The following is a 22,379-nucleotide window of genomic DNA, read 5'->3' as shown; positions in this document are numbered from 1 at the left end:
TTCTGACTAAAAATTCGCTCAAATAAACTTCGAGAAATTTCTACCATTCAATCAATGAAATATTTTCGATTGATCAACCAGTAAAAATCCACACAAGTTGTTCTTCTATTCTCTTAATGATCTTCTCGATGATTCGTCATCATCAAGCTAGGTCGGCTATGTTACTCTAATCTAAACTAAAGTCAACAGGTAATTTCGATATTTTTAAAACCTACCAATCAACCCAAGAATCCAACCAATCTAGCCAAATCCTTGTTTCTCAACAAGTTTTTATCTGCATCACCGCCGATGGATGTGCATTCTACAGGATTTCAGGGCAGGTGCAAGCGATTTATTCAGATTTATTTTACTTATCGCACCAACCGATTATTTTTTACACAAATAAGGCTGAAAATGTGCGATTTGGTCGATTATTTGCTCAGTTTTATTTTTTTCTTGCCAGTGTAGAGGTCTGCAATCAATATATTCACAGTATCCCGTGCCCTCATAACTCCCATTGTCCCATAAGAGTTGATAGTGAAAGCTGCCCACATAACCTGCTGCCAAACCAAATTTATAATCACCTCGACTTTGTGCTGTTAGTTGAAAGACAACAACATCCTTTTCTGAAAATTGCCAACTAAATTCTCGTGGTAAATACATATCTCGTCCATTTGGTGTTTGTACTTTTGGATAAACACGGCTGACATCAAAAATGACTTGATCATCATAAAGTCGAGATTGCTGTTCATTCGACTGAATTTCAATCCGAGAAAAAATAATACTATTCCACTGGTTTCTGAGTTCGGACAAAATAATTTGCAAATCTGCATTAATCTGAATGATTTGATAGGTAAAAAAATGAAAGGCTATAAAAGGCAAATACATGGCTCTAGCATGTTTTAAAATACCCTGTGCTTCAATTTGATACTTTTGTTTTTTATAGGTGATTTCCCCTTCACATTGGCAACGCACATACCAATAATCGCCAACTCCCCATTGTAAAGCTGAATGATTTTCTATTTCAGAGTCAATATTCACTTGCAGTTGAGAACCGAGCTCATCATCATCACGCTTAAAATAATAATTTGGGAAATCAACTTGGATTTGATCTACATCTAAAAACTGATAACGGTCTTGCTCCAATTGACACTGCTCTTTGGCACTATAACTTTTGAGATGTCCAACAGTTGAGGCACTACTACTGACCAAAACGGTCGCAGTATCAATTGCCGTCGTAGTAATAGCACTGGCGTTATAACAAATCGGAATGCGAGGTTGACCGATTAGACTAATAAAATTTAAGTAATAAAAGGGCTCAGGTAAATTCGGCAGAATTAAAGCTTGATAAACAATTTTAAATAAGCCTTTTGGCGGATAGAATGTTAAAGCTTCTGACTTATTGAGGTTCAGCCGCTTTAATTGATTGTTATTCATCAATATTGGCATACTGAACCTCTCTTTTCTAATTTATTATTTTTGCTTCATTCTTTTTTGCAAATAAAGTCGTTACAAAGCCTGAAAGTACATAAAGAATGCATACAATCAAGATCCCTACTGGAATGTTGTACGTGATTGCTGCAAAAATCAAGACCACAGGCAACATCACAACAAAAGGTACACGTTTACGATCCATTTGTTTAAATGAATAGTATTTGATATTTGAAATCATAAGTAAACCAACACCAACCATCACAACAGAGTTGATTACTTGAATCACAATATCTTTTAAATCAAAAACAAATGGGAAATCACGACCGACCCACACCACTGAAATCACAGTAACAGCAGCTAATGGGCTCGCAATTCCAATAAAGTAACGCTTATCCACCACACCAATTTGCACATTAAAACGTGCTAAACGAAATGCAGCACACGCGGTATAAATAAAACAACAAGCTAAACCGATACGTCCAAGATCATGTAAACTCCAGCTATACATCAGAATCGCTGGTGCAACACCAAAAGCCAATAAATCAGAAAGTGAATCATACTGCTCACCAAATGCACTTTGCGCACCGATTGCGCGTGCAACTCGACCATCTAATCCATCAAGCAATGCAGCTAAAAAGATTGCGTAAATCGCCTGATTAAAGTTGCCATTCATACTCGCAATAATGGAGTAAAAACCAGAAAGCAACGCTGCTGTAGTAATAAGATTAGGCCATAAATAAATACCACGGCGTTTTACTTTTTGCCCTTCATGCGTTTGTTCTTCTTCTTCCACTTCAAAGGTGATGCCATCAAAAGAATGGTCTTCTTCATTTAAATCAGCATCAGGTTTAAGAGAATTTGTCATTATTTTCAATTCCTCGAGAATATTTTGACTTCTTTAGTGGCGAGATGGGTTATTCACCCACCAACCAACGCACAGCGGCATGACCACCATTTTCACTCATACGTAAATGCGGGAATAGCCATTGTAGGGCCTGATCTGCATCTTCTGAAAATTTCCAGGGTGGATTGATCACTAGCAGACCACAGCCATTCAAGCCAACTGGTGTATCATCTGGCCATACACAGATTTCACAAATTAATTGGCGACGAATTCCTGTTTTGAACATTTTCTTTTCAAAACGTTCAATCATGGCGCGATCTTTGATTGGATACCAAACTGCAAACACACCTGTTGGCCATTTTTTATGTGCGGCTTGGAGAATTTCAACCAATTGTGGGAAGTCTTTACGCTCAATTTCGTAAGGTGGGTCAATCATGACCAATCCGCGTTTTTCTTTAGGTGGAATGACACCCATCAGACCTTCATAAAAATCACGCTCATGCAAACCCGCACGTTTATCGCGAATATTAAAATACAATTGTTGAAACACATCACGCTGCATTTCAAATATAGTTGCTTTATCAATATCACGCATGCCTTCAAGCGCAAACCAAGGTGAACCTGGATAAGCGCCTTTACCTGAACCTGCACGCATATCTTCAACAATTTTAAGATATTGTTTTATGCCTTCAGGTGCATTACGTTTAATCGAATCATCAAGCTTGACCAAACGGTGGATACCCGTTAAAAACTCACCTGATTTTTGTGCTTCAGACGTAGATAAATCATATTTACCTGCACCACCATGGGTATCGATATATCGATAAGGTTTATCTTTAGCATTTAAACGAGCGAGCAGTTGAAGCAAAAGTACATGCTTCATAACATCGGCAAAGTTACCCGCATGGAAATGGTGACGGTAATTCATGTTGACAATTATTCCTCAATTCAAAGGATAGTTTAACATGAAAGAAAAAAGTATTCTTTAGCGTTGATGTGATCATCTAAAATTGCACTGTAATCAACTTACTAATGAACTGGAGTTCTATGCAACAAACCTCTTTCACAAGTTCATGGAACTTAGATCAAATTTTAGATGATTTAAATGAATTTGGTTTTGCTCTAATTGATGATGTCTACTCGGCTGAATATGTGGAATCGCTAGTACAAGAATGCAGCACCCATCTTGCTGAATTCAGAGCAGCAGGAGTACAAAACGGCGTTGTCAGTCATATCCGTAGTGACCATATTCTATGGATTGATGGTCAGTTAGCGATTGCCCAACAGCATATCCAAGCTTTAGAAGAGTTCTCACAAGCGTTAAATCAGGCTTTTTATCTTGGGATTAAAGAAGTAGAAGCACATTTTGCCTGCTATAACGCAGGTGAATTTTATGCTTTACATCGTGATAATCCTCAACAAAAAAATGACCGCATGATTTCAACCGTTTTTTATCTACATAAAGATTGGCAGGAAGATTGGGGTGGTCAATTACGTTTGCAGGATAAAAATGGTCAATGGCATATTATCCAGCCCACGCCTAATCGTCTGGCGATTTTCCAGAGCGATTTATTACATGAGGTTCTACGCTCAAATCACCAGCGCTTGTCGATTACTGCATGGTTACGCAGTGGAGGCTCAATCTGGAATCAGGGCTAAGCCCTTTAAATTCAAGAAAACAGCCTTATATAGCTAAGCATAACTGATGATTATGGATCAATACATGTCGAATGAGACGAAACAAGTCATTGCACGAATTGGTGAAACTGACCAGCTCTTTTTAGAGAACAATAGTCCTGAACTTGCTTTAGAGCGTGCTGATCTGCGTTTACAGCTAGTCGTACTCAGCCATGTACGTCAGGAACAATTACACTTCTTACAGGAAGCAATCGTACTGCTTGAACAAGCACGTATTGAATATGATGAAATGCCATTAAGTTTGTATTTGAATTTGTCTTTATGTTTAGCCAAAGCGTATATGATTTACTTTGAGATAACCAAAGAGCAGCGTTTTGCTTTAATTACACAGCAAATTCTTAAACCTTTGGCATATACAGAACACTTAGAGATTTATTTCTTCTTGGCTTACGCTTCAGCTGCGAAGCAAGAACCAGCATTAACACGGCATTGGCTAACGAAATACGTATCTTGCTTAGAACATGATTTAGAGTTATTGCAGCTTCATCCTGCTTTTGGTGAAGTCCGCAAAGAAGAATGGTTTAGCACCCTATTACGCAATAAAGCTCACTGATGTGAGCTTTATTTTTACTGAATCATTATTTGGTACTGTCTACATGCAACTGTTGATTCAGTTCATCAATCACAATGGCCCATTCATCATCTTTGTGCCAATGACTTTTTAGAAAATCTCGCTGACCTACGCTCCAGAACTCAGCTTCATGTAATTTCTGGTCAGCACTGAGCTGATGGGTTTTTACAAAACTTTCAATTGAGGCATCATCTGCCTCCAGTCCAAGCTGCTCAAATAAAAGCTCAAGTGTTGGTTGTTGTTCAAACATTGTTATTCTCCCAAACAAGTTACTTCATAGAAATAATTTAACAGTAATACTGCTAACATACAGAAAGATGTCTATATTTTCTTGTTGTTTTTTGTGTGTAGTTAGCATGAAAAAAGCACCTTATGAAAGGTGCTTTTTCAATCTATCAAACTGATAAATTAGTTCAACATGTCTGCAATTGCAGCACGTTCTTCTTCAAGTTCATTTAACGTGAAGTTGATACGCTCACGGCTGAACTCGTCGATTTCTAAACCTTGAACGATTTTGTATTCACCGTTTTCAGTTGTTACAGGGAAACCAAACATAACGCCTTCTGGAATACCATAAGAACCGTCAGAAGGAATACCCATCGTTACCCATTGACCATTTGTACCTAATGCCCAATCACGCATATGATCGATTGCAGCATTCGCAGCTGAAGCAGCTGAAGACAAACCACGTGCTTCGATAATCGCAGCACCACGTTTACCAACTGTAGGAAGGAATACATCTTTGTTCCAAGCCGCATCGTTGATTTTGTCTTTTAAGCTTTCGCCATTTGCTTTAGCAAAACGGTAGTCAGCATACATTGTTGGAGAGTGGTTACCCCAAACTGTCATATCTTCGATGTCAGAAACAGCAACACCCGCTTTTTGAGCAAGTTGAGTTAACGCACGGTTGTGGTCAAGACGTAACATTGCTGTAAAGTTTTTCGCTGGAAGATCTGGAGCAGATTTCATTGCGATGTATGCATTGGTATTTGCAGGGTTACCTACAACCAATACTTTAACGTCACGGCTAGCAACTTCGTTAAGTGCTTGACCTTGACCAATAAAGATTTCGCCATTTACTTTTAATAAGTCAGCACGTTCCATACCTGGACCACGTGGACGTGAACCAACTAATAAAGCATAGTCAGCATCTTTAAATGCAACTTTAGGATCATCAGTCCCGATCATGCCTGCCAATAAAGGGAAAGCACAGTCATCAAGTTCCATCATTACGCCTTTAAGCGCTTGTTGAGCTTTCTCAAAAGGAACTTCAAGCAATTGTAAAATTACAGGTTGATCTTTACCTAACATTTCACCGCTTGCGATACGGAATAATAAGCTATAACCAATTTGACCTGCAGCGCCTGTAACGGCAACACGAACGGGTTGCTTCATGTGATATTCTCCAATGAGATGCGTTTGCACAATTGAACGCTAAAGTGGTTCAATCGAATTATCATAAACGGCAAATATTGTACTCTAAAGCAAACACAGATGCATTTAAAAGAGAATGGATTTCAACAAAAGTCTGATAGAAAATACAAATTAAGTGAAGAAAAAGCTTAATAACTGCCTTTAATTGTAAATTCATTTGGACATCCCGTCACAATATGACTTGCACATTGTTTATATTGCCCATTTTTTTGATAACACACCCGAATCTCAGTCAAAATGGAATCAAATTTTGAAGACTGACAGGTAAAGCGAATTCCTGTAGGAGGTAATGACGGGTTTAATTTCATAAATTGTTGTCGAAGGTTTTCTTTTTGCACTTCAATGGTATTCGGACTCGTTAAATCAGCAGGTACTTTTAAGCGCTCAGCAAAATTAATAATCGTTCTAAAATATTGACTGGCATTCATCGACATACACCCTCCAACATCTTGCCAGAGTTGCACACGTGCATTTTCATCGGGCATTACACGCGCCACAACTTTAGCTTGCAAGGGGGATAATTTCGCAGAGGTTTTAGTGGAACAATCCCGATTTAAAGGAACTTCTGGCAATAAGCTTGCGATAGTAAGAGAATAGCCTTCTAAACATTTACGCTGTTTTTGTCTTGATGAATCAAAGGAACAAGCTGCCGGAGTCATTTGAACATGCATCACATAACCCGAAATATCAGGGTTCTCTGCAGCATGTAACGGCGCAGCAAGTGACATGACCAAGTAACAGATCAAGATCTGCAATGATCGAACTAACCGTCCCTTGAATAAATTCATAAATTTCATCAAATATAAAAACTTCATTGTTTCAAATTAAATGTCTTTGTTCCTTTAAGGTTCATTGCGCACAGGTATTGTCCCCATCCTTTTTTCTAAGGATTGCGCGCCTAGCCCTAACACAACACCATAATGCGTCGCATTGGTCATCACATGTTTGACGTAATCACGTGTTTCCAACAATGGAATCGTTTCTGTGTATTGATCAGCCGCCATGTTTTGAAAATCTGGCTGCCATCGTTTTGCACGATTTGGGCCAGCATTGTAACCTGCTGTTGCTAATACAGCATTGCCACTCAGTTGGCTTTGAATCATTGACAGATAGTATGTCCCATAACGAATATTGATATTCATTTCACTTAGAGCCGCTGGGTTATAAGTTTCACCCATTTGGCGTGCAACTAACTTTGCAGTATTCGGCATAATTTGCATTAAACCACCTGCACCCACATGTGAACGTGCGGATGTAACAAACCGACTTTCTTGGCGCATTAAACCATATGCCCAAGCTGGATCAATACCAGCATTGTAACTGTGACTCGTGACATTACTACGGTGTGGTGTTGTATAGCGATAAGTATCATTATGGCGCGAGGTTGTACGATCTGCGGCATAGATTGCTCGGTCATACCAACCAATATCATGCGCTTGCTTAGCGGCAGCTAAAAGTAAACCATCATCATGCTGCAAATACGCTTGGCGGACTGCCCAATTCCATTCGCGATTAATGTAATTTGCTGGTGCATCAATATTTTTTAACGCAAATGCACGTTTAAAGTGGATATTTTGGTTTAACCGTTGAATATCTTGTGAACTTGGTTGCTCGTTATAAGGCTGATGATTATAACGTTCGCCTAAACGATCTTTGGCTAGCAAATTATGGTAGTCATCCCCAGCTTGTGCCAGCTTACGATAAATCTGTTGAGCAGCTTGCTTTGAAGCAGCATCTGAGCGCTGTTCAGAAGCACGAGCAAGCCAGTACTGCCAACGATCTTCTTGTTTCTGCGTGATTGACATGGCATCAATTGCACGAATCAGGCTTTCCCAAGCACCAAAACGAATCGCTTGACGTGCATAAATTTCGGCTTCTTCTGGACTAAACGGATAACCATAACTTTGATCATAGGCATTTAACACTTCTCGGTTAAAGCCATTCTTCATGACCGTCGTTCCACCCACATAACCTACCGTACGATATAAATATTTTTGTACAGGTTGAGGAGTATCTTGTGCAATACGCTGAATATTTCCTAAAGCATTGGTGAAATCACTATCTGCGACACGTCCCAATGCAAAAATTAAATATGCATAATCAGCATCGCTGGCTTTAGGAGCATTCCATAAATATGCCAATGGATTGGCTTGGATCTGATTCAACTGAGCCAAGGACAAATCCAGACCTATAGTTTGGGCGGTCGCAATCGCTAAACCAGATTGACCTGCTCGCAGTTGTCCCCAAAGTCGTTGTTGACGATCTTGAGCAGTCATCAGAGGACTAGATAACATCAGTCGCCCTAAACCATTACACGATTCAGGCTGTGTACTTGTCGTTAACCAAATATCTTTATATTCAGCAAAAACTAGACTATCACCCGTTTTGGCACGGACTTGTGCAACCGCACAACTCTCTTCTTGGTCAGGATTAGTGACATAGCTGAGTACAGGTTTTGCTTCATTAAAACTGGCTTGTTTTACTTTTTCTTCGACATAATCTGCTGCTAATTTTTCAACCATCGCTGATTGAGGATAACGTTGCGCAAAAGCGATAATTGAAGAAGCAGGTTGTAGCCCTAGGTTGGTATTCAATTTCCAATACTCAGGGTAATAACCTAATACATCATTTTGCATTTCATATTGATATTGATCGAGCAATGCAATATTGCCAGAACTCGCAGCACGTAGAGCATCATTAAATTGTTCGTCTAGAGCATATACAGATGAGCAGATCACCACGCCTCCCATCGCAACAAGTCGACGGAAGTTTTTCTTGTTATTCAGTTTATTGATCATGGTTGTTGTAAAATCATGTTGCTTATTCATCTTCATCAATACATTTGCCCAATTTTCCCTGCCATCATAGTGTAATAAGTCTGCCTTCATACAATTGTTGTGTTATGTAACTTGCTGATTCATATTCATTAAAATTCATCCAATTTTATTCATAAACTGTCCATTTTTGTCAGTTTTTTATTCTCTGCGTTCTTACAAAAATACTGCTATAATCCGCGGTTTGTTTAAATCCACCTTGTTTAGGAGCCTGCATGACGGTTCAAACATTCATTCCAAGTGCTGTAAAAGCTGCTTCAGAAAACACTGTTACCCAGCCAACGCACACCACTGATGTTTCAATTAAAAAATTATATATTGAAACGCAAGGGTGTCAGATGAATGAGTATGACAGTCATCGTATGGCAGACTTATTGGGTGATTCACATGGTTATGTGCTCACTGACAATCCAAATGATGCAGACATTCTGCTCATGAACACCTGCTCAATTCGCGAAAAAGCACAAGAAAAAGTGTTCAGTGGCTTAGGTCGTTGGCGTAAACTCAAAGAACAGAATCCTGATCTGGTGATTGGTGTCGGTGGCTGTGTTGCCTCTCAGGAAGGTGACAACATTCAAAAACGTGCACCATACGTCGATATGGTATTTGGTCCACAAACCTTGCATCGTTTGCCACAAATGTTGGATCAACATCAAGCTCAAGTTGAAAAGCCAAAGAAAGAAAAAATCAAGCTAGTTGATATTTCTTTCCCAGATATTGAAAAGTTCGACTTTTTGCCTGAGCCACGTGTGGAAGGCTTTAAAGCATTCGTTTCAATCATGGAAGGTTGCTCTAAATACTGTTCATTCTGTGTGGTACCTTATACTCGTGGTGAAGAGGTTTCTCGTCCACTCGATGATGTATTGGCTGAAATCGCGGGCTTAGCTGAAAAAGGCGTGCGTGAGATCAGCTTGCTTGGTCAAAACGTGAATGGCTATCGTGGTGAAACCTTTGAAGGTGAAATTTGCACTTTCCCTGAACTGCTGCGTTTAGTTGCAGAAATTCCAGGTATTGGACGTTTACGCTATACGACTTCTCATCCGCTTGAGTTTTCTGATGATTTAATTCAATGCTATCGTGATTTACCACAAATGGTTTCACATTTACATCTGCCAGTACAAAGTGGTTCCAACGATGTGTTGCAAGCCATGAAACGTAACCACACCATTGATGTCTACATTGATAAAATTGCCAAATTACGTAAAGTTCGCCCAGATATGCATTTATCTAGCGACTTCATTATTGGTTTCCCGGGTGAAACAGATGAACACTTTGCGGAAACATTACAGTTTATTAAAGATTTAGATTTTGATCATTCATATAGTTTTGTCTATTCAAAACGCCCTGGTACGCCTGCATCTGACCTGCCAGATGATACCCCAGAACAGGTGAAAAAAGACCGTTTGGCTCAAGTTCAGCAAGTGATCAAACAATCAAGTATTGATAAAACTGATGCTATGCTGGGTAAAATTGAACGTGTCTTGATTGAAAAAGTATCGGATAAAGATCCAAATGTATTGGTTGGCACAGCAGACAATACTCGTTTGGTTACATTTATCGGTGATGCGACATGGGTTGGACGTTTCGCAGAGATTGAGATCACTGAAATTAAAACTTTAAATTTAGTTTATGGTGAACTCTTGAATCTTGAACCTGACGTGGCGTAATGTAAGGGTATTCCTACACGTGAGCTAAAAGGGTTTCTCTTGACTTCAGCGATTAAACGTACTGTAACGTTCCCTGAAATTTCCATGGAACATTTAAAACGAATGCTCGGTGCATACAACGGGCATTTAAAGCAAATCGAACAACGTTTAGATGTCAAAATTACTCACCGAGGCGATGCCTTTTATCTAGACGGTGATATAGAAACAGTCGAAAGGGCCGAGGCACTGTTGCAACGGCTCTATCAAGAATCAGAAATTTCCTCACAAATCAGTGCCGATGTTTTACATTTGATGATCCAAGGTTCACAGACAGATCGTGATTTCATGGATGATTCCGAACAAGAACATACAGGCTTAGATAGCGTTTGGTTACAGACCCGCAAAGGGCGAATCAATCCTCGTGGTGCCAATCAAAAGCGTTATGTACAACGTATTTTACAAAGCGATATTTCCTTCGGGATTGGCCCTGCAGGGACTGGTAAAACTTATCTAGCAGTTGCTGCTGCAGTGGATATGTTAGAGCGTAATGAAATCCAACGAATCTTACTGGTTCGTCCTGCGGTTGAAGCTGGCGAGAAACTCGGTTTTCTACCGGGTGACTTGACCCAAAAAATCGATCCCTATTTACGTCCACTTTACGATGCTCTCTATGAAATGCTGGGCTTTGAAAAAGTGGCCAAACTGATTGAACGCCAAGTGATTGAAGTTGCTCCGCTTGCCTACATGCGTGGACGTACGCTGAACCACTCATTCGTCATTTTAGATGAAGCACAAAACACCACACCAGAACAGATGAAAATGTTCCTTACCCGTTTAGGATTTGGTTCGCGTGCTGTGATTACAGGTGACGTGACACAGGTTGACTTACCTCGTGGGCAACAATCGGGCTTAGCACAAGCATTACGTGTACTGGAAAATGTACATGAAATTCATATCACGCGTTTCCATTCTCGTGATGTGGTACGACACCAATTGGTACAAAAAATTGTTGAAGCTTACGAAGGTTGGGACAGTGAACAGCAACGCCTGTCTGCTGAAGCCCGTGCCGAACGCAAAGCCAAACAAGAAGCATTGATTGCAGAAAATGATTCTGCAGCAGATGCGCAACACATTTAAAAATCCCCCTCACTCCCCCTTTTATTGCAATACTTTAATCGCATATCAGGGGGACGATTTTAAGGATCTATTTTGAAAATCAATTTAAGTCTTCAACAAGACTTTCAAGCGAATGAATTACCACTAAAACGTGGTCAAATTAAAAAGCAGATTGAAACCACACTCCGTCATGTCGGTTTCGACGTAGACTGCGAAATCGGAATTGCCTGCGTGGACCTCGCAGAAAGCCATGAGCTGAATCTGCAATATCGTGAAAAAGACAAACCGACCAATGTATTGTCTTTTCCAAGCGATATTCCTGAAGAAATGCTGAGTTTACTGGATGCTGAACCTTTGGGTGACTTGGTGATTTGTATCCCTGTGGTTTTACAAGAAGCCGCAGAACAGCAAAAAACACCAACTGATCATTTCACGCATTTATTGGTTCATGGCGTTTTACATTTACTTGGCTACGATCACGAAACCAGTGAAGCTGAAGCAGAAGAAATGGAAGCTTTAGAAATTGAGATTTTAAAAAAACTAGGGATTGCCAATCCTTATCAAGCCGATGAAAGCTAATTTAAGACACTATGTATATCGTTATTTTTAAAGCTACGATCAAACAACTTGATGCAACTTAATCTGAAATGGCACAGAAGCTGAGAAATAAAGCCTTGAGTCAATTTAACTGCATCAGGTTTGAAGCGTGTAATGAAAATGGTTTTGAAATTGCGTTGTCTTACTGGCGTGGCCTTGAAGATATCAAGCAGTGGCAACGCGATGCAGAACATTTAGTTGCTCAGCGTTTGGGTAAAGAAAAATGGTATCAGGATTTTAGTGTGGAAATCTGTACAGTTGAACGTGCTTATTTCAGTCAAAAAAGAGATTGTGTATAAATACCAACTTATCCACAAATGTAATAACAAAACGGCTGAAGATAAGGCATTAGGTTTTATTCAATATGCTGTTCGCCCATATAATCAATGCACTTCAAATTCAGCATCGACAGGATCAAAACGCCAGGTACGCACAATTCTAAGCTCAGAAATATCTTTCATATTGGCATCAAAAGCTCCAAATGGTGCTCCACGGCGCACTGAAGCTTTTGCCGCATCATCCAGAATCGCATGTCCTGAGCCTTCAATGAGACGAATGGCACGGATACCCCCCTGTGCATTCAGGATCACCATTAAACGTACTTCACCCGATAAATGTTGTTGTTTCGCTTCATCTGGATAATAACGATTACCGTATAGTTCAACTTTTTGACGAAATTTATCAAGATAAGCTGCTGACGCATCTTGTTTTGCCTGAATCCCATCTACTGTTTTAATACGTTGTTTACGACTAAAATTTTGCTGACGTTGTAAATATTGTGCTTCCAAACTCGCAACCATCGCGGCTTTGGCTTGAAATTGACTCTGTAACTCATCTAAGGTTTTTTTACGTTCAGTTTGCTCTACTTGCTTCTGCCAGCTTAAAACCGTCATGAGCACTTTTTCTTCAAATTTTAATTCTCGTTTTTGCTGGACTTTCTCTAAACTTTCGAGCTCAGACTCTCCTGTTGTCGCATCTGCTTCCATCGGAGCTGGCATATCACTCGACATACGATGTGCTTCACGAAAGTCACCTGAACCTTTTTGATCAGCTTGCGCCAAGAAATCGGCATCTTTGACTTTTTCTTGACTTGTACGAACCGTAACTGCGATTTCTTTGGTTGATGTATCTGTAGGTGATGGCATTGCGAACTGAATTGCAAGCACAGCACCATGTAGAAGCATCGCTAACGCAACTGCCCCTATAAAAATTGGATCTTGCCACCAGTAAGGGGACAGTACTGAACGAAAATTTCTTTTATTCCACATGGCATTCAAGCGACAAAATATGTCTCATCCCCAACAGCAATCACGGTATAAAACCAAACTAATATTCAAAATATTAAAAAAATGTGATCCACTTATAGTCACAGTGTTTCCGTACCATCATTTTATGAAAATGTAGCAATTAATTTTGCTACACTGCAAGTCAGAAATTTATTTTTATTTTTTAGCTAATACAAAGATCGTGGTATTGCAGTCAGATTTGTTGATGATTGAGTTCGGTTAGAAACATCAAAAAATCTATAATCAATTCACTTTCTGGAACAACTTTTATGCAAACGCTAATTTCATCCGTTGTTAAACGTCTACGTAAAGTTTACCAAAAAGCAGAAGAATTCATTGAAGAAGAAAGAGAATTTGCACTTTCACAGGTATTTGTGAATGCGACAATGGAGCGTTATGTCACAGAAAAAGTTGGAATTATTCAAGATCTACACGCTGATCTATATGATGGATGGCTACGTTTATATTCCACGATTGATGTTAAAGGGCTACATACCACGTTATCCGTTGATTTAAAACTTATTCAAATGGAAATGAATAAAGATGTTCAACTGATGGTGTTCGAACAAATTAGTAATACACAAGTGATTGAAGCATCATTTAAGAATATTTTCCAAAAATGGGGATTTTATATTGCGATTTGGTATTACCAAAAATTTCGTGATGAAGATCCTTTAGGAAAAATCTTAGAGCATTTTGAAGTTGTTTCAGTCAAAGATGAATTACTCTATTTAGATTTAAATCGCTGGTTTAAAAAGAAACCGAGTATTATTGAAACGCTGAGCAAAGTTCATGTAAACCGCGCCAGAGTCCGTCCAGCCGAACTGATTGTTTGGGGGAACGTCAATTTGGCTGCCATTTTGTATCCGCCAAATGAAGATGACTTTGATGAAGAAGGATTAGACGACACAGAAGTCACGCCAATTCAGCAAAAAGACACTAGAAAATAATCGTATTGAATAGGGTGGTATGAATTTCAGATTTATGCCACTTACTCAAATACCATCATGATTTATACGAAAAATTAACAAGCATTGAGTAAAAAACCTGATTTTTTCTTCATAATCTACAGGCATAATAATCATAAATCTTAATGATAAATGAATGATTGCTCATTGATGATCATTCAAAGGATATATAGCGTGATGACAAAGAAATTATTGAAAGTAGTGAGTATTACGTCGGCTGCCCTGTTCAGTGTCAGCATGTCTAGCCATGCTCTAGCAATGGCACCTTTCCAAGCAAGCTATCAATTTAGCTACAACAACAAAAACCTCGGTTCAGCGACACGTACACTTTCGCAACAAGGAAATAATTGGACCTATCAGTTTAGCGCAAAAGCAGGCGGAATTGCCTCAGCCTCGGAAACGAGTCAATTTAGCTTTGTGGATAATAAAATTACTTCACAAAAGTTTAGCCGCAGCAGCAAAATCTTAATTCACAGTAATACGATGAGTATTAACTTTAATCCAAACACTAAAGTTGTGAATACGAAAAAAGATGACACCGCCCGCTCATTCCCATGGCAAGCAGGTGCGTTAGATGAACTGAATGCTGAATTGCAAATCCGTGAGGATTTAAAAAGTAATTCACTTAGAACCAAATATTTAATTGCTGATGCAAAAGCTTTAGATGAACGCCGTTTTGTTAAGCAAGGCACAGAAACCATCAAAACCAATTATGGGACGTTCAGCACCATTAAAGTCGTTATGCAACACGATAAACCAGAACGTAATACGGTATTTTGGTTAGCACCAAAACTTGATTACCTACCTGTCAAAATGGCACATAATGATGGGAAATCTTCTTATGGCTTATTATTAACAGGCTATTCAGGCAAAACCAACTAACCATCTGGTCAATTTTAGCTTGCAATTTTTTAGATGCTTTTTAAAATATGCCTTTGCTTGAAAAAGCATCCGTTTAGAGGATTCTCCCGTGTACGCTTTAGAACAGAAAATCTTAAATGAAGGTATCGTTCTATCTGATCAGGTTTTGAAAGTTGATGCTTTCTTAAATCATCAAATTGACCCCGTGTTAATGCAACAGATTGGTAAAGAGTTTGCTGCTCGTTTTAAAGATGCAGGCATTACTAAAATTATTACGATCGAAGCTTCTGGAATTGCACCTGCAATCATGACTGGCTTGGAGCTGGGTGTTCCAGTAATTTTCGCGCGTAAATACCAATCTTTAACACTCAAAGATGATCTTTACCGTTCTAAAGTGTTCTCATTCACCAAACAAACTGAAAGCACTATCGCGATCTCTAACAAGCATCTTAACGCAACAGATAAAGCGCTTGTGATTGACGACTTTCTGGCAAATGGTCAGGCTGCACTGGGCCTCATCGACCTGATTCATCAGGCTAATGCGGAAGTTGTGGGTGTGGGTATCGTGATTGAAAAGTCATTCCAACCAGGTCGTGATGTGCTACTTGAAAAAGGCTATCGTGTTGAATCTTTAGCGCGTGTTGAGTCTTTGACTGATGGCAAAGTTATTTTTGTCACAGAATAAGATTGTGTATCGGGCAAAAAGCGGATGAATCTTCATCCGCTTTTTTATTTAACAACAATCCCAGTTATACAAGACTTTGGAAAAATCACGTTTCTTTAAGTCTTCAGGGTGAATAAAGAAATTTGCCACACCACAATCACCCCACATAATATTGACTCCTTTACTATCATCAGTATCGACCTGAAATAGTAAGATATAATCCATAATATTTTTATTATAGTCTCGTGGATCAGATTGAGTAAAATACGGATAACCGCCTAAGCGATGTCCCATTGCAGACAATGTCTCACTATATGCTACATAGAAGTCATTTTCACCTGTTCCAATATTAAAACCATGGTCATCAATACTGATTGGCTGCTGCTCAAGTTTAAATTCAACTGCGTATTGTCCATCAAAAGGTAAATAATCAAGATCATCTTCCTCGATTTCAATATCAGAAAAATCCTGTTTAAGCTGCTGAATATCATCAATCACATGCTCAAAATACAAAATCCGAAAATCTGATTGCTTTTGCTTATTGTCATAATTCATACCAAATGAATCATCAGCTGCAATATAAAATTGCAAAATTCCCTTGTCTGGGAAATTAGGTAAACTTGGAATTTCCGCAAAATTAAACTGGGCCAATAAAGCAAGAGGATTACCATTAGAATCTAAAGGATAAGCAGTATCCAAAGGTAAGTAAGGTTCTCCCCCAACCTTACTTTGCCATACAGTCAAAGCATCGTTTGAACTGAGCTGTAAAGTTACTGTTGGCAAAATAGTAGCTGAAATTTTTTCTAAGAATGGCTGCAAACTGTTCGGCAAAGTTTCTGGTTTAAAATTCATTGTACTGATTATCCATATCGTTATTTATAGAATCTAATATAAAACAATCAGCTATATTGGAATAGAGCATAAGGATTAAACTGCGACAATCAATGTCGCCAAATTGAAAAGATATTTATCACATAAATTCTGATAAAATCAGCGCGATCAAAAGCAAAAATAGGCGTGAAGATGCAAACATACCTGAACCTTTTACAACATATCCTCGACAATGGCGGCGACAAAGGCGATCGTACAGGTACGGGTACACGTTCAGTATTTGGTCATCAGATGCGTTTTGATCTTTCTAAGGGCTTTCCACTATTAACGACCAAGAAAGTGCACTTCCGCTCTATCGTGATTGAACTACTATGGTTTCTAAAAGGCGATACCAACGTTCAATATCTCAAAGATAATAAAGTCAGCATTTGGGATGAATGGGCGACCGCAGAACAAACTGCACGTTTTGGTCGCCCTGAGGGTGAACTTGGTCCTGTTTACGGGCATCAATGGCGTAACTTTGGCGCAACTCAAAATGAAGATGGTAGCTATCAGCAAAATGGTTTTGATCAGATTCAATGGCTTGTGAATGAAATTAAAACTAATCCCAATTCACGCCGTTTGATCGTTTCAGGCTGGAATCCCAATGAGGCTGGGAAAGTGGCCTTGCCGCCCTGCCATACCCTGTTCCAGTTTTTTGTTCAGGACAATAAGCTCTCATGCCAGCTTTACCAGCGCAGTGCGGACGTTTTCTTAGGCGTGCCATTTAATATTGCCAGTTATGCCCTACTTACACATATGATTGCTCAAGTTTGCGGCTTAGGTGTCGGTGACTTTGTTTGGACAGGTGGTGATACTCATTTATATGCTAATCACTTTGAGCAAGCACAATTGCAGCTTACACGTGAGCCGCTACCGTTGTGTCAATTAAAACTCAATCCTGAGATCACTGATATTTTTGACTTCAAATTTGAGGATATCGAAATTATTGGTTATGAGTCACACCCTGCTATTAAAGCACCAGTCGCAGTTTAAATCGATCAGAGAGAATATAAAAATGGCATGGCAAGGTATTGAAGTTGTCCACGTAGTCGCAATGGATAAAAACAACTGTATTGGCAAGGGCAATGCTTTACCGTGGCATATCTCAGCTGATCTCAAACACTTTAAAGCGATTACCCAAGGCGGTGTTGTCCTGATGGGGCGTAAAACCTTAGAGTCAATGGGACGCGCACTTCCAAATCGTGTGAATTGGGTCATCACGCGTGATGTTGAATGGCAATTTGAGGGCGTTAAAGTAGCACATAGCATTGAAGATGCTTTGACACATGCACTTACAGACGTACAACACGCTGAAAAAGCATCTTTATTTATTATTGGGGGTGGAGAGATTTTTACTCAAACCCTCGCAATTGGTGATCGTCTTGAATTAACCCATGTTGATCTAGATGTACAAGGTGATGCACATTACCCAAAAATCTCTGAGGATTTTCGCAAAGTAAACTCAGAACAACACATTGATGAAAAATCAAATATTGCTTTCGAGTTTGCGACCTACCAAAAATAAAAAATGGATCGCGCGTCATCATGCATAATATTGGATCACGTGAGTTTTTACTGGCGCTAGGCATTGGGCTATTACACAGTTTTTTTGCCTTATTTGTGATCCTCTCAAGTATCTGGTTATGTCTAGCATTCTGGATTCAACATCCTTTTGGAACAATCTTCAGCCGAATCATTATCATTCTTTGGGCACTGTTTGCACTTAGCCTACTTGGTGTTTATGTCAGTGGGCATATTTTTAGTCGCCGTACTGATATTTTAATTTACTGTGTTGCCTTCGCCTGTTCACTGGTCTGGTATTTTTCATTAGAGGCTCGACAAGATCGTGACTGGAATCCTGAAGTCGCTGAGCAGCTTACTTACCAAAAGCAAGGCAATCTAGTACAGTTGCATAATGTGCGTAATTTTAATTGGCATAAAGACGGCACTTATGACATTCGCTGGGAAAATCGTACAATTGACCTAGATAAAATTACAGGCGTCAATGTTATCACATCCTACTGGATGGGACCTCAAATCGCGCATACGTTAGTGAGTTTCGATTTCTCAGATCAAAAACCTTTGGTTTTTTCTATCGAGATTCGCAAAGAAAAAGGAGAAGAATTTTCCGCGATTGGTGGCTTCTTCCGTAAATATGAACTCAGTTTAGTGGCTTCTGATGAAAAAGATTTGATTTATACGCGAAGTAATATTCGTCATGAACAAGTTTATTTATTTCCAATAAGAATGCCTCAGACTGAACGTAAAGCGCTATTTATCGAATATCTACATAAAGCAGATGAGTTACGTGCTGAAGCAAAATGGTACAACACGCTCACAAGCAACTGTACAACACTCGTTTTTGACATGATCCAAGCGATCAACCCACAAACTTTACCTAAAGATTATCGTTTACTGGCTTCAGGCTATTTGCCCAATTATCTTTTTTATCTACAAGCACTTAATCAAAATTATAGTATGAAAGAATGGTATCAATTGGCATGGATCAATACACGTGCTGAAAAATATGAACAACAACCAGATCAATCCAGTGAATATTTTTCGAAAATCATTCGACAAGGATTACCAAAAGCAAATTAGTCCATTTCGCTTTTTAACAAAACAATACTGAATCTCCTTCTATAGTCCATCTTGATTGATTTAAATCAATCAAGATATATGCATTCACTTGATGATCGCGAATCCACTATCATCCTCGCAAATTATTGCAAGATCGTGGATAGAAATGCCACATCATGAATACATAGGAAAAATATGCTCAGGCTTAGGTGAATTTTTATGAAATTTATAAGGGATACTGAATCAGTTATTTGATTTTGTGACATAAAAAGCTAAATCTCTGATTGATGATGGGCTTTTACTTTTCATTGACTTCGTATACTTTATTAGTATTCTTAGAATTAAAAATTGGGAAAATTTATGCAACAAGCATTATTCGGTGGAGGTTGCTTTTGGTGTGTAGAAGCTGTTTTTCTACAACTAAAAGGCGTCGAAAAAGTTGTGAGTGGTTATGCTGGTGGTATCGTTCACAATCCAAGTTATGATCAAGTTTGCCAAGGTAATACTCAACATGCAGAAGTTGTATTGATTGACTTTGATGAACAGCAAATCAATTATACTCAACTCCTAAATGTTTTCTTTACCACCCATGATCCAACTACTTTAAATCGTCAAGGTAATGATGTTGGCACCCAATACCGTTCTGTTGTCTATTATTTTAATGATGAACAAAAGCAGCAAGCGGAGAAAATTATTCAAGATTTAGAAAATGATGGTCTCAATATCGTAACTGAACTTAGCCCAGCACCAACATTTTACCCTGCTGAAGAATACCATCAAAATTTTTATGCCCGTAACCCATCACAAGGTTACTGCAATTTTAGCATCCCACCAAAACTGTCAAAATTGCGTTCAAAATATCTCGAACTACTCAAAACAGAGTAAGCATAAAAAAAGCAACTCACTGAGTTGCTTTTTTATGAAATAAATTTTAGTTTTCACTCACAAATGCAATATCACTCAACCCTGCTTCACTCGCCCGTGACATGACTTGCGCTACTGTATCGTATTTTGATTCTTTATCAGCACGTAACTGTACTGTCGGTTTTGTTTCTGCTTTTGCTGCTTCTTGGAAACGCGTCTGTAACTCATCCAAACTAATAATTTGAGCATCCCACGCCACTTCACCTTTTTCATTAATACTGATGGTGATTGCTTTTGGTGGTGGGTCTACAATGTCAGCAGTCGTTTTTGGTAAAGCTAATGGAATTGATGGGTTAGCAACCGTTGCTGTGACTAAAAAGATAATCATCAATACCAACATAATGTCGATCAGAGGAATGAGATTCATCTCATTCATGCCACTGTCGTGGTCTTCACCCAATTGAAAGCCCATCTTAAGCTTGACCTCCAACTAAACTTTGTTGAGTCGCTTTAGTTTCTGTCTTTGCAGGTGTTTCTTGCTGCAACATCGTATCGATTAACAAGCTATGTGCTTGATCTTGTAAATCATGTGCTAAACCACGATTGAAACGTACACAAATGTTGTAAGCCAATACCGCAGGAATCGCCACAGATAAACCCAAGCCAGTCATGATCAATGCTTCACCAACAGGAGTTGCAACTTGAGCTAAACCCGCCTGACCGCTCGTACCTACAGCGACAAGTGCATGGAAAATACCCCAAACAGTCCCAAACAAACCCACAAATGGCGCAAGCGAAGCAATTGTTCCAAGAACAGATACACCTTTTTCTGCTTGAGATTTTTCAGCCGAGATTTGACGAAGTAAAGCTTGCTCAGCAACCGCTTTGCGTTGTTCAAAGGTCAAAGGTTGTAACTTAGATTTAAGCTGAGCCAAAGCTTGAACAAGTTGACTGTAAGCCTGTTGTTTTAATTGGCGTGTTCCTAATAGACGTAGAATAAAGATCGTCCACGTTGCAATCGACATTGCTAAAAGGATGAAATACAGGGTTTTACTCACTGCATCTGCATGTTGCCAATAAACTGAAAAGTTCATATACGAACTCCTGATTTAATCTGTCACTAGGACGCAAATTTATTAAGGATTAAATTCAAACGGTTGCTCTGTTTTGATTGGATAAGCAATACCATTTTCCATATACGGTTTAAACTTTGAACTTCTAACAGCGCGTAAAGCCTTTTCATCAAGACTTGGTAAACCACTACTACGAGTAATTCGAGCATTGGTTACTTTACCTTTTTCATCTGCCTCGATATAGATCGTAATTAAGCGTGTCTGATTTTCTAAATCTTTCGGAGTAAATGATACTCTTGGAGATCTACTCCATTGAATACCTGTCCCCCCGATAGAAACTCGTTTTGGTGAAGAATCAGCAGCTGGCTGTGCTTTAGGCGCCTCTGGTTGCACAACAGGCTGTGGTTTTTCCACTGGCTTTTCTGTCACAGTTGTACTAACAACCTTCGTTTCAACTTTGGATTCGACTTTAGGTTCAGTCTTTTGCACTATTTTTTTTGGTGTTTCTGCTTTGACCTGTTGTACTTTTTCAACTTTTTTCGGTGGTGGAGGTAAAGGCTTATCAATCACTTTTACTTCTTTCACTTCCTTTTTAGGTTCAGGTTTTGGCTTTTCTTTCGGCTTAGGTGGTTCTGGTTTAGGTGGTTCCGCAATTTTAACAAACTTAACCTTGAGTGGCTTTTTCTCAATTGGTTTTAACTCAATTGGCTTCATGTGGCTAACTGCCCACAGAACTCCTGCATGTCCAATCACAACCGCAACAAGTGCAGTGATGATCTTCTTTTTCATCGAGTGTGGCATATTCAATATCGCAGGAGATTGACTCATAAGAATCTAAGTACCTAATAGATGGTGAAATCTTTACAAAGTGAAAAACGATTTCAGTCATCGGATAGAACAATTAAAGTGGCGCAATAATAAATGAGAAGTGTTTTCATTTGCAACTATTTTTTTGTGAACATCTTTTAATTGATTGATCAATTTCTCTGTACACGACAAAAAAAGATAACTCATTGAAATAATGGCATAATACTTGTTTTCTGACGACGAATATGAT

Annotated in this window: 25 protein-coding genes; 13 read left to right on the top strand and 12 right to left on the bottom strand. The window is 39.1% G+C overall.

Annotation, left to right across the window (positions count from 1 at the left end; genetic code table 11):
- Window positions 1–366 precede the first annotated feature (366 nt).
- Genes CDG56_RS15000 through CDG56_RS14990 form a run of 3 tightly spaced genes read right to left on the bottom strand, consistent with a single transcriptional unit; the run spans window position 367 to window position 3,185 of the window.
- Window positions 367–1,428 carry a DUF6670 family protein gene (locus CDG56_RS15000; RefSeq protein ID WP_087548318.1) on the bottom strand — a complete coding sequence of 354 codons (1,062 nt, stop codon included), beginning with the start codon at window positions 1,426–1,428 and terminating at the stop codon, window positions 367–369.
- A 16-nt stretch (window positions 1,429–1,444) separates the two neighbouring features.
- Window positions 1,445–2,278: a CDP-diacylglycerol--serine O-phosphatidyltransferase gene (pssA, locus tag CDG56_RS14995; protein WP_087548317.1), complete on the bottom strand. Its 834-nt coding sequence runs from the start codon at window positions 2,276–2,278 to the stop codon at window positions 1,445–1,447.
- Between the two features lie 49 nt (window positions 2,279–2,327).
- A complete protein-coding gene (locus tag CDG56_RS14990; RefSeq protein ID WP_004658904.1) occupies window positions 2,328–3,185 on the bottom strand; it encodes a 23S rRNA (adenine(2030)-N(6))-methyltransferase RlmJ in 858 nt (285 codons plus the stop codon).
- A 119-nt stretch (window positions 3,186–3,304) separates the two neighbouring features.
- On the opposite strand from CDG56_RS14990, the gene CDG56_RS14985 reads away from it, so the two are divergent.
- Together CDG56_RS14985 and CDG56_RS14980 are read left to right on the top strand one after the other, a co-directional pair.
- On the top strand, window positions 3,305–3,916 hold the full coding sequence (locus CDG56_RS14985; RefSeq protein WP_087548316.1) for a 2OG-Fe(II) oxygenase: 612 nt from the start codon (window positions 3,305–3,307) through the stop codon (window positions 3,914–3,916).
- Window positions 3,917–3,980: 64 nt separating this feature from the next.
- The gene (locus CDG56_RS14980; RefSeq protein WP_087542767.1) at window positions 3,981–4,508 is read left to right on the top strand and encodes a hypothetical protein; all 528 of its coding nucleotides are present in this window, start codon (window positions 3,981–3,983) and stop codon (window positions 4,506–4,508) included.
- Window positions 4,509–4,533: 25 nt separating this feature from the next.
- On the opposite strand, the gene CDG56_RS14975 is transcribed toward CDG56_RS14980, so the two are convergent.
- The 4 genes from CDG56_RS14975 to CDG56_RS14960 form a co-directional block, all read right to left on the bottom strand.
- Window positions 4,534–4,776, bottom strand: coding sequence for a DUF2789 family protein (locus CDG56_RS14975; protein WP_087537277.1), 243 nt, complete (start codon window positions 4,774–4,776; stop codon window positions 4,534–4,536).
- A gap of 158 nt (window positions 4,777–4,934) precedes the next feature.
- Window positions 4,935–5,921, bottom strand: coding sequence for a malate dehydrogenase (locus CDG56_RS14970; protein WP_087548315.1), 987 nt, complete (start codon window positions 5,919–5,921; stop codon window positions 4,935–4,937).
- A 167-nt stretch (window positions 5,922–6,088) separates the two neighbouring features.
- On the bottom strand, window positions 6,089–6,775 hold the full coding sequence (locus CDG56_RS14965; protein WP_004658910.1) for a hypothetical protein: 687 nt from the start codon (window positions 6,773–6,775) through the stop codon (window positions 6,089–6,091).
- Between the two features lie 27 nt (window positions 6,776–6,802).
- Window positions 6,803–8,710 (bottom strand): transglycosylase SLT domain-containing protein, encoded by a 1,908-nt coding sequence (locus tag CDG56_RS14960; RefSeq protein ID WP_413772790.1) that lies wholly within the window; start codon window positions 8,708–8,710, stop codon window positions 6,803–6,805.
- A 299-nt stretch (window positions 8,711–9,009) separates the two neighbouring features.
- Here CDG56_RS14960 and miaB point away from each other — a divergent pair, with 299 nt between their 5' ends.
- The 4 genes from miaB to CDG56_RS14940 all read left to right on the top strand — a co-directional run bounded on the left by miaB (window position 9,010) and on the right by CDG56_RS14940 (window position 12,452).
- Window positions 9,010–10,461, top strand: a complete 1,452-nt coding sequence (gene miaB, locus CDG56_RS14955) for a tRNA (N6-isopentenyl adenosine(37)-C2)-methylthiotransferase MiaB (protein WP_005162399.1) — start codon at window positions 9,010–9,012, stop codon at window positions 10,459–10,461.
- A gap of 39 nt (window positions 10,462–10,500) precedes the next feature.
- On the top strand, window positions 10,501–11,577 hold the full coding sequence (locus CDG56_RS14950) for a PhoH family protein (protein WP_005162400.1): 1,077 nt from the start codon (window positions 10,501–10,503) through the stop codon (window positions 11,575–11,577).
- 72 nt (window positions 11,578–11,649) lie between these two features.
- A complete protein-coding gene (gene ybeY, locus CDG56_RS14945; RefSeq protein WP_005162402.1) occupies window positions 11,650–12,135 on the top strand; it encodes an rRNA maturation RNase YbeY in 486 nt (161 codons plus the stop codon).
- Between the two features lie 68 nt (window positions 12,136–12,203).
- Window positions 12,204–12,452 carry an antibiotic biosynthesis monooxygenase family protein gene (locus CDG56_RS14940; protein WP_005162409.1) on the top strand — a complete coding sequence of 83 codons (249 nt, stop codon included), beginning with the start codon at window positions 12,204–12,206 and terminating at the stop codon, window positions 12,450–12,452.
- An 84-nt stretch (window positions 12,453–12,536) separates the two neighbouring features.
- Here the strand turns inward: CDG56_RS14940 and CDG56_RS14935 are convergent, their stop codons facing one another.
- Entirely contained in the window at window positions 12,537–13,421 is an 885-nt protein-coding gene (locus tag CDG56_RS14935; protein WP_087548314.1) for an energy transducer TonB, read from the bottom strand.
- 287 nt (window positions 13,422–13,708) lie between these two features.
- Between CDG56_RS14935 and CDG56_RS14930 the strand changes: the two genes are divergently transcribed.
- The 3 genes from CDG56_RS14930 to CDG56_RS14920 all read left to right on the top strand — a co-directional run bounded on the left by CDG56_RS14930 (window position 13,709) and on the right by CDG56_RS14920 (window position 15,953).
- Window positions 13,709–14,389: a hypothetical protein gene (locus CDG56_RS14930; RefSeq protein WP_004658922.1), complete on the top strand. Its 681-nt coding sequence runs from the start codon at window positions 13,709–13,711 to the stop codon at window positions 14,387–14,389.
- A 195-nt stretch (window positions 14,390–14,584) separates the two neighbouring features.
- On the top strand, window positions 14,585–15,289 hold the full coding sequence (locus CDG56_RS14925) for a DUF3108 domain-containing protein (RefSeq protein ID WP_005162415.1): 705 nt from the start codon (window positions 14,585–14,587) through the stop codon (window positions 15,287–15,289).
- Between the two features lie 88 nt (window positions 15,290–15,377).
- Window positions 15,378–15,953: a xanthine phosphoribosyltransferase gene (locus CDG56_RS14920; protein ID WP_087548313.1), complete on the top strand. Its 576-nt coding sequence runs from the start codon at window positions 15,378–15,380 to the stop codon at window positions 15,951–15,953.
- Between the two features lie 48 nt (window positions 15,954–16,001).
- Here CDG56_RS14920 and CDG56_RS14915 read toward each other — a convergent pair whose 3' ends face one another.
- Window positions 16,002–16,784, bottom strand: a complete 783-nt coding sequence (locus CDG56_RS14915) for a YwqG family protein (RefSeq protein WP_087537284.1) — start codon at window positions 16,782–16,784, stop codon at window positions 16,002–16,004.
- A 171-nt stretch (window positions 16,785–16,955) separates the two neighbouring features.
- Between CDG56_RS14915 and thyA the strand changes: the two genes are divergently transcribed.
- The 4 genes from thyA to msrA all read left to right on the top strand — a co-directional run bounded on the left by thyA (window position 16,956) and on the right by msrA (window position 20,270).
- Entirely contained in the window at window positions 16,956–17,798 is an 843-nt protein-coding gene (gene thyA / locus CDG56_RS14910; protein WP_087537285.1) for a thymidylate synthase, read from the top strand.
- Between the two features lie 22 nt (window positions 17,799–17,820).
- On the top strand, window positions 17,821–18,330 hold the full coding sequence (locus CDG56_RS14905) for a dihydrofolate reductase (RefSeq protein WP_087548312.1): 510 nt from the start codon (window positions 17,821–17,823) through the stop codon (window positions 18,328–18,330).
- 20 nt (window positions 18,331–18,350) lie between these two features.
- Window positions 18,351–19,406: a DUF4105 domain-containing protein gene (locus tag CDG56_RS14900; protein WP_087548311.1), complete on the top strand. Its 1,056-nt coding sequence runs from the start codon at window positions 18,351–18,353 to the stop codon at window positions 19,404–19,406.
- Window positions 19,407–19,745: 339 nt separating this feature from the next.
- Window positions 19,746–20,270 carry a peptide-methionine (S)-S-oxide reductase MsrA gene (msrA, locus tag CDG56_RS14895; protein WP_087537288.1) on the top strand — a complete coding sequence of 175 codons (525 nt, stop codon included), beginning with the start codon at window positions 19,746–19,748 and terminating at the stop codon, window positions 20,268–20,270.
- A 46-nt stretch (window positions 20,271–20,316) separates the two neighbouring features.
- On the opposite strand, the gene CDG56_RS14890 is transcribed toward msrA, so the two are convergent.
- From CDG56_RS14890 to CDG56_RS14880, 3 genes are read right to left on the bottom strand one after another with little or no spacing between them, the layout of a single operon-like run.
- Window positions 20,317–20,721, bottom strand: coding sequence for an ExbD/TolR family protein (locus CDG56_RS14890; RefSeq protein WP_005162434.1), 405 nt, complete (start codon window positions 20,719–20,721; stop codon window positions 20,317–20,319).
- 1 nt (window position 20,722) lies between these two features.
- Window positions 20,723–21,343 (bottom strand): MotA/TolQ/ExbB proton channel family protein, encoded by a 621-nt coding sequence (locus CDG56_RS14885; protein WP_005162437.1) that lies wholly within the window; start codon window positions 21,341–21,343, stop codon window positions 20,723–20,725.
- A gap of 42 nt (window positions 21,344–21,385) precedes the next feature.
- Window positions 21,386–22,150: an energy transducer TonB gene (locus CDG56_RS14880; RefSeq protein WP_087548310.1), complete on the bottom strand. Its 765-nt coding sequence runs from the start codon at window positions 22,148–22,150 to the stop codon at window positions 21,386–21,388.
- Window positions 22,151–22,379 lie beyond the last annotated feature (229 nt).

Origin of the sequence: Acinetobacter sp. WCHA39 (assembly GCF_002165385.1) — a bacterium.
Classification (GTDB): domain Bacteria; phylum Pseudomonadota; class Gammaproteobacteria; order Pseudomonadales; family Moraxellaceae; genus Acinetobacter.
Note: the sequence above shows the minus strand (reverse complement) of the source record. Positions and strands in the feature narration are given on the sequence as shown.